Consider the following 13460-nt stretch of genomic DNA (forward strand, 5'->3'; position numbering starts at 1 on the left):
GTTACCTCAGATATTGTGGTAAGGGATTTTCTTGATGATAGTGAAGGCTCGGTAAATCTGCTCAAGACTCATAGCTTGAGCCATAAGATGATTCATCACCATCGGCGACAAAGCCACTTTCAAGTCCGCACGCTTGCGAACGTCCTCGTTCACTCCAAAAGCACCACCGATAATAAAAATCGCGCGCTTCTTTGAGCTCCCCAGGATATTTTCAACTTTTTTAGAGAATTGTATCGAGTCGAAAACGGAACCGCGCTCATCAAAGAGCACGACGTAATCATCTGAATTGATGTTTTTTAAAATAAGTTCGGATTCTTCGTTTCGCTTAAAGTCTGCGTCTTCACGAGCAGACTTTTTAGCTTTAAGACTTTGAATTTCAAATGGCATGAAAAACGAAATCTTCTTTTTGTACAACTCGCTGACCTCGTCGGCCCACGCCTCTTTGGCGGTTGCGAGGTTGTACAAAATGAATTTCATTACTATTGCTTCCCAACGTATGGATCTTTAAGACCCAGGTCTTTAGCATTCTTCCAAATGCTTTCCAGGCTGTATTCCTGGCGAACAAAGTCATAGAACACGTGAACGATCAAAGACCCGTAATCCACCAGTACCCAGCGGCCTTCATCAACACCTTCCACTGAAAGTGGGTGAAGATTGAATTCCTCTTTAACTGCGATCACAACATTTTCAGCCATAGCTGTTGCGTGACGAGTTGAAGTACCAGATGCGATCAATGCGAACTCGCTAGGAGCTGTGATTTCGCGAAGGTCAAAGCCACGAACGTTGATGCCTTTATTCGCGAACAGGATGTTTGCACAGAATTCGCTGAATTTTTTAAAGTCATCAATGCGATCGCCAAGATTGCGGTAAAGCTTGTGTTCTTTGATGTAAGTTTCAACAGAAAGTGGCAGGTATTTTTCAACCGGCTTGCCAGTTCTAAGCCATTTACGAACTTCGCTGGATGAAATTTCAATGTCACGCAACGTGATGAACTGAATGTTACGGCCCGTTGTTAACTCGATGAAGTTGAAATCAAAGTCAGCAACCAATGGCTTCAAATATCCTGGCATTTCATCCATGGATTCCGGCATGTCATAACCCGGACGAGTTGTAACAACCAAGTTTGTTTCAGCCAAAATTTTTGAATAGTCTTTCCACTGGCTAAGTTCTTCGAACTTATCCGCACCAACGATCAGGTACAAATCAGATGCCTCGTATGTTTTACGAAGATTCATGATCGTATCAATTGTGTAGCTCATACCACCGCGTTTTAGCTCTTGGTCGTCTACAAAATAAGTCTCACCGTACTGGGCGAATGCCAGCTTGGTAAGCTCAAGTCGTTGTTCCGCCGTTGGGCCTTCAACTGGAGTTTTAAGAGGATTTTGTGCTGCTGGGACCACGTGGATTTTGTTCAAACCCATTTTTTTTGCCACTGTTTGAATGGCATTAATGTGACCCATGTGAGGAGGATTAAAGCTTCCGCCAAAGATACCAATTTTCATTATTCTTCATCCTTCAAAATCAGGCGACCCAACTCTGTTACAAGTTCATTGATGTTTTTGCCAGTGACCGCAGAAATGGCCAAAGGCGCAGAGCCTGTCGCTTTTTTGAATTTCAATTTAAGTTTTTCAATTTGATCAATGCTGAGAGTGTCAATTTTGTTGAGCACGACAAATTGAGGACGTGTGGAAAGTGGGAAGAATCCCTCTTTGTCCTGATTGCTCTCATCATACATTTTAAGTTCAAAGTTCAGATCTTCAAAATCCTGAAATGGATCACGACCTGACATACCGGATGCATCAACCAAATGGATGAATACTCGGGTACGTTCAACGTGTTTCAGGAATTGAATACCCAGGCCAACACCTTCGTGCGCGCCTTTTACCAAACCCGGAATGTCAGCTACGACGAATGAACTGTAGTCACCCGCTTTAACCACACCCAAATTTGGCGTCAAAGTTGTAAAAGGATAATCCGCGATTTTAGGCTTCGCTGCCGAAATACGGGAAATCAAAGTTGATTTTCCAGCATTCGGGAAACCGATAATACCAACGTCCGCGATCAACTTTAACTCAAGCTTAACTTCAAGCTCTTCGTTATCTTCGCCTGGCTGTGCATGCGTTGGAGCCTGATTGATAGAGGTTTTAAAGAACTCGTTGCCTTTACCACCACGACCACCGCGCAATAACACGTGCTCGTCGATACCAGTCATATCGACAACAATTTCGCCTTCAAGATTTCGGATCAATGTGCCTTCTGGAACAATAAGCACAAGGTTTTCACCGTCTGCGCCGTGTTTTTGACGACCGAAACCCATCTCACCATTCTGAGCTGCGTATCTTTTATTTTGTCTGATTTCAAAAAGTGAGTTGATGTGTCGGGAAGTTTTAATAACTACATCACCGCCTCGGCCACCGTCACCGCCATCAGGTCCGCCACGAGGGGCTCCCGATTCTCTACGGAAACTAACGCAACCCGGGCCGCCACGGCCTGAGGCTAATGTGATTTTAACTTCATCAATGAATTTCATATGAGCACCAATACTTTGAGGAGAGATATAACAACAAAAAAGGAGCCAATGAAGGCTCCTTTTATGCATTTGTAAAATCTCTTGGTGCTTATCAAGAGCAGGATCTAGTGGAAACTAGACAGCTTTAGGATAAACACTAACTTTGAAGCGATCTTTTGCAAAACGCTCAAATTTAACAAGACCTTCGATTACAGAATAGATCGTGTGGTCACGACCAATTTTTACGTTGTTACCAACGTGGAATTTTGTACCACGTTGACGAACGATAATTGTTCCAGAAAGAACTTTTTCGCCACCGAAACGTTTAACGCCTAAGCGTTTACTCTGTGAATCACGACCATTCTTTGTACTACCACCGGCCTTCTTACTTGCCATGACTAACCTCGCTTAAAATCTATGATTACGCTTTTTTAGAAGTCTTTTTAGCTACTTTTTTCTTAGCGGTTGCTTTTTTAGCAGTCTTTTTAACAGCTTTTTTCGCAACTTTCTTTTTCGCTACAGCTTTTTTAGCAGCTTTTTTAACGACTTCTTCGCCTTTGTTTTTGTTAGATACACGTTCTTTGCGAGCAGCAACGCGAGCTTCAGCAGCTTCTGCGCGTTTCGCAGCAACGTCTACTACATTTGGCGTAGCATCTGTTTTAGTTGTTTTACCATCAATTGTGATTGATTTCACAAATAGTTCAGTAAAGTCTTGCTTGTGAGTTGCAAACTTTCTGTAACCTTGACGACGTTTCTTTTTGAAAACGATTTCTTTTCTAGTTTTAGCTTGCTTAGTAACAACAACAGTTACTTTCGCACCCTTAACAAGAGGTTGACCAACATGAGTGGACTCACCACCAACCATCAAGATTTCGTTGATATCAAACTCTGCACCTAGTTTTTGTTCAACTTTATCAACTTGAACAACGTCACCAGCTTGAACTTTATATTGCTTACCGCCCGTACGAATAATCGCGTACATTAGAACCTCCAGCTACCCGAATTAAGCCACTGGTAAATGCCACCTCGCACTAGTCTTTGTCAACCTATTGCATGCTATTTTTTTCAGCTTTTCGGGAAGAAGAAGAGATTAACGGTGGCGGTGACTCTTGGCAACAAAAAAGACAGCTTTTTTAAGAATCCAGAAGTTCATTAAAAATTTAATATATTCAATGCCTTATGTGACTTTAGGGTTTTAAAAGTTCGGCTTTTAGCGCATCGCTCAATCGGAGTTGAGAATTGTTCACCACAGCTTCTATGAGTTTTCTGTGTGTTTGGTAGTTGGCTTGAGCTGCTGCGCCGCCTGAGTTTTGGGACGAAATGGCTCTTAATTGCTGCTTTTCTCGGTTCAAAGCCTCGTAAATTGCTTCTGCGCGGGAATTTCCGGCTTCTTTAGAATAGCTCTTGATAAAGTATTCGGCCGCTTTGTCATATCTTTCGGCGTTTGCGTTTATTTTCGCACCCATCCAATAATCACGGTCCGATTTTGTATATTTTGCATCCTTCACAACCACTTCAAAGGAATCGGCTGCAGATCGGAAGCTTTGTTTTGCTTCGCTAGCCCGGCCAGCACTTAGCAGCTTTTCACCTTGGAGGCGCATTGAGTTTGTATAGTTGCGCGCTGAGGTGCTGTTCGCAGCAACACCTGCCAACCCTTGTCGCATGAGGGTCACACGTTCTGATTCACTGAAGCCTGCGCTCTTTAATATGTCGGCTTTGTTCTTAAGGTCCGTTGCTGAATAGCTCCCGTAACCTCTGCCGGTATTGGCAGCCACTTCATGGGCCTCTATCAATGCCTTGCTTTCTGCCTCACTCAAAGCCCGGCCCAAGGATTTTTCAGCCGCCACCACTCTTTCAGCGTTCGTGAGCCTTGCTGCCTTATCCAGCGAAACCCCGGCGATCTTTGCAACATTGCTCATTCGCGCTGCTTTCATTGCAACGGCCACAGCACCACTAGCAAGTGTGCCCACCTCAGCAATAGCTTCGCAAACCATTGCCGCCGCAGCCTGAGAGTTATAACACTCCAATCGCACGCCTACATCTTTAAGCTTGGCTTTCGCAGCCTCAATTAAGCTCAACTGTGATCCTGGCAAACGTCTTTGACCCCACTCCAGGAGTTCTTTTTCTTCAGGAGTGAAGTTTGCTTTCTGCAAAAGAACTTTTCGATTCAGCTCCAGGCTGGCTTGATCCGCTTTTTGAGTTTGCAATAGCCTGATGCTGGCCTTGATTGCTCCACAACTTGATTTTGCCAGCGTTGCAGCAGAAGGCTTCGGTACCTGAAGCAGCTTTGGCGCGGATTTATTGAGCTGATCAAATAACGTGGCACGACCGTTTGGATCGGCATCACAGGCTTGGTTCGCAGCTCTTGCAATCTCCACGTCCTCAGCGAATTCACCAAGGGCTTCAACGCTATCTACGACAGTATTTCCCAACCCTTTAACGAAATTCCAACCACCGATTGCGCATCCCGATGTATAGCTCCAGGACTCCTCGAGGCTACGCGCAAGTCCTTCCGTGCTGTTACATTTCAATGCTTTGCCTTCAGGTAACTCCCCCTCTTCGCGCATTTGCTCGTATAGATCGACGCACTCTTTGGACTGCGCCGTCTGCACACAAGAATTCAAAGACAGTTTTACAAATCCTGAAAGTGGATCCTTGGAGGAAGTGTTGCACGCCACCTCAGCCCGGGATACGAGCGAAAGCATAGAAATCAATAAGATATGCAACAGGAGCTTCATGATACTCTCGTCGGAATTTCGAGAGCAAAGTGAATTGAAAACTTAAAAAACACTGACCCCAAAAGAGGTCAGTGCGTTTCAAAATTAGACAAAGAATATTTCGTATTGTTCCAAATGGTAATTTGGCTCAATTTTAAAGGCGACAGAGCGGCCGAGTTTTTTCTCGATGTTTTCCAAACTCTCACCCTCAACCTCATAGATCCAATCAACCACTTGGCTGTGGCAGTGAATAACCACGTTTGTTTTCTTATTGGTCAGCATGTCTGCATCACGCTCAAGTTCACGGAAGATTTCATTCGCCACAGTGGATTTACGCTTAATGTAGCCTTTTCCATCACAGTAAGAGCATGGCTCGCACAAAGTTTTGATCAAACTTGGGCGAATGCGTTTACGTGTCATCTCCACCAGACCCAACTGGGACATGGAGACGATATTTGTGCGCGAACGATCGCGCCCCAACTCCTCGGCTAGGGCTTCCATGACTTTTTCGCGGTGAGATTCTTTTTCCATATCGATAAAGTCGATAATGATAATACCGCCACAGTTACGAATACGCAGCTGATGGGCTGTTTCGCGTACTGCTTCCAGATTGGTCTTTAAGATAGTTTCTTCCAGATCCTTCTTGCCGACGAACTTACCGGTATTGACATCGATCACGACCAAAGCTTCGGCCTCGTCAATCACGATATAACCACCGGATTTCAACCAGATCTTACGCTCCATTGAGCGGGAGATCTCGATGTCGATGTCGTACAAGTCGAACAAAGGCTTCTTCTCTTCATATAGGACGATGTTCTGCTTATACTTCGGCATGAATTGAGAAACGAATTTAACAACCTTGCGATGGATTTCAACATTATCAACCCAAACGCTGGTTACATCCTCACTCATCAAATCGCGTAGAGCACGAAGCTCCACATCAAGTTCAGTGTGCAACGCACCCGGTGTTTTTTTCTTTTCGTAGTTTTTGAAGATTTCTTTGCTAAGACGATCCAAATACTCGATGTCGGCCTTCAACATCTCTTCGGAGGCACCATCACCAGCGGTACGAACGATCACACCACCTGATGGATTGATTTTTTGCACCAATTGGCGAAGTCTTTCACGCTCAGTCTCGTCTTCAATTCGGCGGGAAATACCAAGGTGACGCACAGTCGGCAAAAACACCACGAAACGTCCTGGCAATGACAAGTGAGTCGTAATACGCGCACCTTTTGTGCCCAATGGATCTTTCGCAACCTGAACAAGAATGCTTTGGCCTTCTTTTAATAGATCCTGAATCGGAGTTTTCACTGTGTGATGAGGTTTGTCGTCGTCTCCATCCATTTCAAGTGGTTCTTCGCGATCCACACTGGAAAGGAAGTTGTCGTCCACGTCTTCGCGAATATCGCCGACATAAAGAAACGCCGCTTTTTCCAGACCAATGTCCACAAAGGCAGCTTGCATACCCGGCAACACACGAATGACTGTGCCGCGGTGGATAGACCCGACCAATGTCGGCGAAGTTTTACGTTCAATTTTTAAATCTGACAGCACTCCGCCGTCTACGTAGGCAACGCGTGTTTCTTGAGGTCTGACATTGATGAGAATTTCTGCTGACACGGGGTCCTCCAGACAGGTCTTGGATTCAATCTCTCTTCAATAGTCCAGAAACAATCGTGAGAGCAATTAATATTTAAACATTAAAGCACAACTTACCGAAAAGATCACTGAATTAGACCATTTAGGGAGAATAGAATGGCTACGATTGATGAACTGTTTAAACTCATGGTTGAACAAGGTGCCTCGGACTTGCACGTGACAAGCGGAGCAGCGCCCTATTTACGCCTTCATGGGAACATGGTTCCGCTGAATTATCGCGAGCTTTCAAATCAGGATGTTCAGGGACTTATCTTCGAAATTCTTTCTGAAAAGCAAAAGAAAGCCTTCGTTGAAAAATGGGAACTGGATTTTGCCTACACATTACCCGGAATTGGACGCTTCCGTTGCAACGTATTCATGCAGCGTAAAGGTTTGGGCGCAGTTATGCGTATCATCCCAGAGAAAATCAAAACCGCACAGGAACTTGGAGTTCCACCAGCGGTTCTTGATATGATCGATTGCGATCGCGGTTTGATTCTGGTTACGGGTCCGACAGGTTCTGGTAAATCCACGACTCTGGCGGCGATGATCCATCAAATTAATCTGACTCGTGAAGCACACATCATCACTGTTGAAGATCCGATCGAGTTCGTACATCCAAATATTAAATCACTGGTGAATCAGCGTGAGGTTGGAAGTCATACAAAAACTTTCGCCAACGCACTTAAAGCCGCGCTCCGTGAGGACCCGGATATCCTGCTGGTGGGTGAGTTGCGTGACCTTGAAACTATTGGCCTTGCATTAACCGCGGCAGAAACAGGTCACATCGTTTTTGGTACCCTGCACACCAACAGTGCGGCAAAAACAATTGACCGTATCATCGACGTTTTCCCTGCGGGCCAACAAGCGCAAATCAGAACTATGTTAGCCGAATCCCTGCGTGGCGTTGTGGCTCAAACTCTGTTCTCGCGTGCGGATGGCCAGGGCCGTGTTGCAGCTTACGAAATCATGCGTAATACCAAAGCGATTTCGAATCTTATCCGTGAAGGTAAGATCCATCAGGTTGCCTCTGCAATGCAAACTGGTTCAAGTCAGGGTATGATTTTGTTTGAAAAATATATCGAGGACCTGGTTCGCAAAGGAAAAGTTTCTGCAGCAGATGCTAAAACATTCCTGGGCACTACGGGCAGCTCAGACACAGCAATCAACGCTGTCGGTGGTGGCACAAAAACCAAAGTCGGATAGCAAAAACTATAAACTTTCAGTTACAGATCAAGTGCCTTTGGTAAAACCAAGGGCACTTCTCTTTTTATAAGTCGGCATTGCCCTATTACAGAAGGTAAGGTACCTTTTCTTTTTGAACCCGAAGAGGTGCCTCGTGCAATTGAATAAATACATTGATCACACGCTTTTAAAACCTGAAGCGCAATCCGCGCAAATTGAAAAACTCTGTCAGGAAGCCCGTGAACATGGCTTCTTCAGTGTTTGCATAAACACTTCCTATGTAAAACAGTGCGCAGAGCTACTAGGCGGCTCCGATGTAAAAGTTTGCTGCGTTGTTGGATTCCCATTGGGAGCCATGGACACCATCAGCAAAGCTTTTGAAACCAGCACTGCCATTAAAAATGGCGCGCAGGAGATCGACATGGTGGTACAAATCGGCGCACTAAAAGATCGCCGCCTTGACTATGTTCGCGACGACATTAAAGCCGTGGTGCAGGCAGCCGCCGGCAAAAAAGTAAAAGTTATTATTGAAACATCGTTGATCAACGACGAAGAAAAAGTCCTGGCATGCAAGGCAGCCCTTGAAGCCGGAGCTCACTTCGTAAAAACCAGCACTGGCTTTGCCGGTGGCGGCGCTACAGTTGACGATGTAAAACTTATGAAATCCATCGTTGGTGATAAAATGGAAGTCAAAGCCTCCGGTGGTATTAAAAATGCAGAACAAGCAATGGCCATGATTCAAGCTGGCGCTACCCGCTTGGGTACCAGTTCCGGCGTTGCTTTGGTTCAGGGTCAACAGTCTCAAGGAGGCTACTAATGTCTTTCCTTCCAGCAGAAATTATTAAAAAGAAACGTAACGGCGGCGAACTGACTACCGATGAAATTGAAGAGTTCATTCTGGGTTATGCCCGCGGTTCAATTCCTGACTACCAAATGTCAGCGTTGTTGATGGCCATCTTTTTTAAAGGGATGAGCAAAGAAGAGACTTTGGGTCTGACAAAGGCGATGCTTCACTCCGGTGAGGTTGTGGATTTTTCCTCTGTTAAGGGATTCAAAGTCGACAAGCACTCCACGGGTGGAGTTGGCGACAAAACCAGTTTGATTCTAGGTCCTATCGTAGCCGCCGCTGGCGCACCCGTGCCGATGATTTCCGGTCGCGGCTTGGGTCACACCGGTGGAACTTTGGATAAGCTTGAAGCCATTCCTGGCTTCAACACTCAAAAACCATTGGATGAGTTTATTGAGTTGGTTCGCAAAAACAATATTTGCTTCATTGGTCAGACTAAAGAAATCTGCCCGGCAGATAAAAAGATCTACGCACTTCGTGATGTCACCGCGACTGTAGAAAGCTTGCCACTTATTTGCGCCTCGATCATGTCCAAAAAACTGGCTGAAGGCATCGATGGTTTGGTTTTGGACGTTAAGTATGGCTCCGGAGCTTTCATGAAAACCCCTGCGCTGGCTGAAGAGCTGGCGGTAAACTTGATGAATATCGCAAAAGGTTACGGCAAAAAAGTGACTTCACTTCTGACCAACATGGATCAGCCGCTGGGCCGCTATGCCGGAAACTCGCTTGAAGTGGATGAGTGCGTTGCCATCATGAAGAATGAAAAATTCATGGGTCCACATGGGTATGATTTGTACGAAGATACGCGCGAACTAAGTCTGCGCCTTTCTGCACACATGCTTCTGCTTGCTGGAATCGGCAAGACGGAAGAGGAATCATATCAAATTGCTCTTGAAACACTCACCTCGGGCAAAGCACTTAAGAAATTTGAAGAGCTTTGCAAAATCCATGGTGGCGATCTTCGCAATGTTCCAAAACCAAAATTTAGTTTAAAAATCACTGCTGAAAAGTCAGGATTCATTCAAGGATTCCACACGGAAAGCATTGGTGTTGCCGGAATTTTGATCAAAGCTGGTCGCGCGCAAACGACTGATATCATTGCACCCACCGCGGGAATCGAATTCCACGCCAAAGTCGGTGATGAAGTGAAATCCGGAGACACTTTGTTCACGCTTCATGGGGACGACATGGATCTGCTTAACTCCGCGGTTCCTATGCTGAAATCGGCGATTAATATTTCCTTGCAAAAGGTGTCAAAGCCTAGTTTGATACTGAAAGTTTTGAGCTAACCCTCGAGGACAAAGGGAGAATATCTTGGTACTCAATAAACTTCAAGAATCGATCAGCTTCATCCGTTCAAAGACTTCGGCGAAACCGAAGGTCGGTGTCGTTTTAGGTTCTGGTTTGGGTGCCTTTGTTCAGGATGTGGAAATTGAAACAACAATTCCCTACAAAGACATCCCGCACTTCTCCCCTCCAACAGTTGAAGGCCATTCCGGAAATTTGATTTTCGGTAAAGTAAACGGCCAATCCATCGTGATTTTGCAAGGTCGCAATCACTATTACGAAGGGCACAGCATGGAAAGTGTTGTGTTCCCGACTAGAACCTTGGCAATGCTGGGAATTGAAGCTTTGATTTTGACCAACTCCGCTGGTGGGTTTGGCGAAAGCATGCAGGCTGGCGATTTTATGATCATCGAAGATCACATCAACTTGATGGGCACGAATCCATTGATGGGACCGAACATCAAGGAGCTTGGACCTCGCTTCCCGGATATGACTGAAGCTTACGACAAGCGTTTGATCACAATCATGGAGCAGGTTCTGCAAAAGCAAGGCACTCGCTATCACAAGGGTATTTACTGTGGTGTTAGCGGTCCCACTTATGAAACTCCAGCTGAAGTTCGTTACTTGAAGCTTATTGGCGGCAAGGCCGTGGGCATGAGTACAGTTCCTGAAACTATCGCGGCAAATCACCTAGGTCTTCGCGTGGCAGCTCTAAGCTGTATCACTAATTTGGCTGCGGGAATGTCTGCGCAGAAACTTTCACACGATGAAGTAACTGAAACTGCCAAGCGTGTAGAGCTTCAGTTCACTTCATTCCTTAAAGAATTCATCACGAACATCTAGACTACGGTCTGTTTATACAAACAGACCTATGTGTTGAATCGAACTTTTGTTGATCCAGATTTCATTCTTGGATAAACAATTTTTAATCAATTTAACAAAAGCTCATCATGTTTATTCGTGCGCCTGCCGATTCGATACACATGAAAAAGTTTATTCTATTTTCAATTTTTGTGGGTTTCGTTGCTACAACTCTCATTTCTTGCGGCTCTCCGCCGGAGAAAGAGAAAGGTACATCGTCGGAACCGTCAGAATCTCCAGATATTGCAGACCTTGGAGATGATACCGCTTTATATGTAAGTCTTTCTACGAACTGGGTTGGATCAGAAATTCAACAAACTCACGGAATCTGCTCCGTTTCTACAATGGTTCAACCTGAGTCCACAATTGATTGTAAACTGAAGGCCCCGGAGGGACAGTTATACTACAGTGCCACAACTCTAACTCTAGGAACAAAAATTCCACAACTTTGTCCTGTAGTGAGGTTTGTCCCTTATATGTATCGCATATCCAATTCTGATATGTATGTCCCTTCTGGCGAAAAGGACCCAATAAAATGCGCAACAGAAGCATCTACCACTCCAAAATGCTGGGGTGGAGCGGCCACCCAAGTTGTTAGTGATTTCCCGAAGTTCAACGCAACATTTCAAGTAAGCGCTTTCACTCCAAGCTATGGATATGTCATCGCTTCAAACACCGAACTTCTTTGGGCTGCAGGAAATCGTATGATCGTTAATAATATGCCCGTGGCTGATCGCGGAAGTTCGCAAGCTGGATATATTGGTGGAACATTCCGTGATTACTCCATTATCTGTCTCGACTTGTGGGCGCACCCTATCTACACAATCAATCTTACCATCGTTGATGAAGATACGCTCAACCTTGAAGAAGATGCTCTTTATGACGAAATTACCGACTGGGATTAGATCAAACCAAAAAGACCAAGGTCCAGCGCCTTGGTCTTTTTGTTTATGGGCCAAAGGTTAAACTAGCCTCAAAATAAGACGTAATTTTCCGATCAATTAACCTGTGTGGGGTAACATGAAGTCCTATAAATGGGACCTTAGGGCCCGCACAGGGAGTGAACATGGATGTTCAAAAAATACTCTCGGCGGTTGCTTGCGTCTTAGTATTCACAGCTTGTAGCAAAAAATCGTCGGATTCAGTTTTCTCGGACAGCACAGCAATGGATTCTGCTGCGTGTATGGGACAAGCCATTCAATCAAAATTCATCGTTCAGTGGGAAGACGGCCGATTCACAGTTGAATCAGGCAAGGACGCTGAATCATTCAAAAAAGAATTTATCGAACCACAACTCAATGACATCAAACAGGTGGAATTTGACCGTCACATTCAGGTTGAGTCGACAAAAGTTTCGACCTCCGCGACAGTCAGTGATTCCTGGGGCCTGAGTATGATCAAGGCGAACTCCGCTTATACTCAGGGAATTTACGGAGAAGGCGTTAAGGTTGCAGTTGTGGATGCCTATGTGGATGTCAGTCATCCACAACTTGCAAACCGAATTGCTATTAATACAGCAGAAATTCCCAATAATGGAATCGATGATGACGGCAATGGCGTGGTGGACGACTACTACGGAGCAAGCTTCGTTTCTGTTCCCTCCTCCACGACAACTCCAAGCCCTCATGGGTCCCATGTAGCTGGAATCATTGCAGCAGATTCAAACTATGGCCCGGTAAAAGGTGTCGCTCCCCGTGCCAAAATCATCCCGGCACAGTTCATCGCAAATGACGGCGGCGGCTCCTTGGGTGATGCAATCTTGGCACTTCAATATGCAGCCAAACGTGGCGCAAAAATCATCAATGCAAGCTGGGGTGGAGCTCCATGTGTGGCTTCCTTAAGAAATGCATTCAAGGTTTTGGAAAGTCAGGGCATCTTGGTCATCGTTGCCTCCGGCAATGACGCTCGTGACATCGATGTATATCCAGAGTTCCCGGCTTCATTCAATTTGTCGAATCAGATTACAGTTGCAGCTTCGGACTTCACAGATTTCATGACCTCATGGTCGAACAGTGGCTTTAAGTTCGTACACGTCGCCGCACCCGGCGAGCAGATTTTAAGTACAGTCCCTGGTGGAACATCGATGTATATGGATGGCACAAGTATGGCCGCTCCATTTGTGTCTGGCGCAGCCGCACTGCTTTGGAGTGCAAAACCCGCAGCAACTGCGCTGCAGATCAAAGCCGCTATAGAACAGTCAGTTGACGTTACTTCTGGACACGAGTTTAAAGTAAAAACTCGAGGTCGAATCAATATTCAAAAGGCACTTCAAGTACTTGGACAGTTAGTCCCATAAATTCAACAAGATACCTATTGAACGCAGAGCAGAAAAACATGCTCTGCGTCTGTCGTTTTAAGATGATTACTCAAATGCTCATTGATAGAAATATGCCTTCCGTTTTTTCAAACGTTA

13 protein-coding genes are annotated in these 13460 nt (G+C 45.4%); 6 read left to right on the forward strand and 7 right to left on the reverse strand.

The annotated features are described in order from the left end of the window. Window positions 1–6: 6 nt before the first annotated feature. The 7 genes from ACLVWR_RS06120 to ACLVWR_RS06150 all read right to left on the reverse strand — a co-directional run bounded on the left by ACLVWR_RS06120 (window position 7) and on the right by ACLVWR_RS06150 (window position 6849). Window positions 7–477, reverse strand: coding sequence for a 23S rRNA (pseudouridine(1915)-N(3))-methyltransferase RlmH (locus tag ACLVWR_RS06120; RefSeq protein ID WP_340598124.1), 471 nt, complete (start codon window positions 475–477; stop codon window positions 7–9). A 2-nt stretch (window positions 478–479) separates the two neighbouring features. Then, window positions 480–1502 carry a nicotinate (nicotinamide) nucleotide adenylyltransferase gene (nadD, locus tag ACLVWR_RS06125; RefSeq protein ID WP_413582985.1) on the reverse strand — a complete coding sequence of 341 codons (1023 nt, stop codon included), beginning with the start codon at window positions 1500–1502 and terminating at the stop codon, window positions 480–482. Further along, window positions 1502–2530, reverse strand: a complete 1029-nt coding sequence (obgE, locus tag ACLVWR_RS06130) for a GTPase ObgE (RefSeq protein WP_413582986.1) — start codon at window positions 2528–2530, stop codon at window positions 1502–1504. Before obgE ends, nadD begins: the two co-directional genes overlap by 1 nt. Window positions 2531–2644: 114 nt before the next feature. Beyond that, window positions 2645–2905 carry a 50S ribosomal protein L27 gene (gene rpmA / locus ACLVWR_RS06135; protein WP_088615960.1) on the reverse strand — a complete coding sequence of 87 codons (261 nt, stop codon included), beginning with the start codon at window positions 2903–2905 and terminating at the stop codon, window positions 2645–2647. 25 nt (window positions 2906–2930) lie between these two features. Next, entirely contained in the window at window positions 2931–3491 is a 561-nt protein-coding gene (gene rplU, locus ACLVWR_RS06140; RefSeq protein ID WP_340598128.1) for a 50S ribosomal protein L21, read from the reverse strand. A gap of 205 nt (window positions 3492–3696) precedes the next feature. Next, entirely contained in the window at window positions 3697–5247 is a 1551-nt protein-coding gene (locus ACLVWR_RS06145; RefSeq protein WP_413582987.1) for a hypothetical protein, read from the reverse strand. Between the two features lie 84 nt (window positions 5248–5331). Further along, the gene (locus ACLVWR_RS06150; protein WP_413582988.1) at window positions 5332–6849 is read right to left on the reverse strand and encodes an Rne/Rng family ribonuclease; all 1518 of its coding nucleotides are present in this window, start codon (window positions 6847–6849) and stop codon (window positions 5332–5334) included. Between the two features lie 135 nt (window positions 6850–6984). Here ACLVWR_RS06150 and ACLVWR_RS06155 point away from each other — a divergent pair, with 135 nt between their 5' ends. From ACLVWR_RS06155 to ACLVWR_RS06180, 6 genes are all read left to right on the forward strand, one after another. Continuing rightward, the gene (locus ACLVWR_RS06155; RefSeq protein ID WP_413582989.1) at window positions 6985–8073 is read left to right on the forward strand and encodes a type IV pilus twitching motility protein PilT; all 1089 of its coding nucleotides are present in this window, start codon (window positions 6985–6987) and stop codon (window positions 8071–8073) included. Window positions 8074–8206: 133 nt separating this feature from the next. Beyond that, window positions 8207–8869 (forward strand): deoxyribose-phosphate aldolase, encoded by a 663-nt coding sequence (gene deoC / locus ACLVWR_RS06160; protein WP_413582990.1) that lies wholly within the window; start codon window positions 8207–8209, stop codon window positions 8867–8869. Beyond that, on the forward strand, window positions 8869–10188 hold the full coding sequence (locus tag ACLVWR_RS06165; protein ID WP_413582991.1) for a thymidine phosphorylase: 1320 nt from the start codon (window positions 8869–8871) through the stop codon (window positions 10186–10188). Before deoC ends, ACLVWR_RS06165 begins: the two co-directional genes overlap by 1 nt. Before the next feature lie 25 nt (window positions 10189–10213). After that, entirely contained in the window at window positions 10214–11029 is an 816-nt protein-coding gene (locus ACLVWR_RS06170) for a purine-nucleoside phosphorylase (protein ID WP_413582992.1), read from the forward strand. 107 nt (window positions 11030–11136) lie between these two features. Beyond that, window positions 11137–11952: a hypothetical protein gene (locus ACLVWR_RS06175; RefSeq protein WP_413582993.1), complete on the forward strand. Its 816-nt coding sequence runs from the start codon at window positions 11137–11139 to the stop codon at window positions 11950–11952. A gap of 161 nt (window positions 11953–12113) precedes the next feature. Next, on the forward strand, window positions 12114–13343 hold the full coding sequence (locus ACLVWR_RS06180) for a S8 family peptidase (protein ID WP_413582994.1): 1230 nt from the start codon (window positions 12114–12116) through the stop codon (window positions 13341–13343). Window positions 13344–13460 lie beyond the last annotated feature (117 nt).

The sequence above is a fragment of the Bdellovibrio sp. HCB288 genome (assembly GCF_047305935.1).
GTDB lineage: Bacteria > Bdellovibrionota > Bdellovibrionia > Bdellovibrionales > Bdellovibrionaceae > Bdellovibrio.

What these genes read in the sequence shown, in the direction of transcription:
- ACLVWR_RS06120 (WP_340598124.1), bottom strand. Translation starts at nt 477, where the DNA reads ATGAAATTCATTTTGTACAACCTCGCAACCGCCAAAGAGGCGTGGGCC.
- nadD (WP_413582985.1), bottom strand. Translation starts at nt 1,502, where the DNA reads ATGAAAATTGGTATCTTTGGCGGAAGCTTTAATCCTCCTCACATGGGT.
- obgE (WP_413582986.1), bottom strand. Translation starts at nt 2,530, where the DNA reads ATGAAATTCATTGATGAAGTTAAAATCACATTAGCCTCAGGCCGTGGC.
- rpmA (WP_088615960.1), bottom strand. Translation starts at nt 2,905, where the DNA reads ATGGCAAGTAAGAAGGCCGGTGGTAGTACAAAGAATGGTCGTGATTCA.
- rplU (WP_340598128.1), bottom strand. Translation starts at nt 3,491, where the DNA reads ATGTACGCGATTATTCGTACGGGCGGTAAGCAATATAAAGTTCAAGCT.
- ACLVWR_RS06145 (WP_413582987.1), bottom strand. Translation starts at nt 5,247, where the DNA reads ATGAAGCTCCTGTTGCATATCTTATTGATTTCTATGCTTTCGCTCGTA.
- ACLVWR_RS06155 (WP_413582989.1), top strand. Translation starts at nt 6,985, where the DNA reads ATGGCTACGATTGATGAACTGTTTAAACTCATGGTTGAACAAGGTGCC.
- ACLVWR_RS06165 (WP_413582991.1), top strand. Translation starts at nt 8,869, where the DNA reads ATGTCTTTCCTTCCAGCAGAAATTATTAAAAAGAAACGTAACGGCGGC.
- ACLVWR_RS06175 (WP_413582993.1), top strand. Translation starts at nt 11,137, where the DNA reads ATGTTTATTCGTGCGCCTGCCGATTCGATACACATGAAAAAGTTTATT.
- ACLVWR_RS06180 (WP_413582994.1), top strand. Translation starts at nt 12,114, where the DNA reads ATGGATGTTCAAAAAATACTCTCGGCGGTTGCTTGCGTCTTAGTATTC.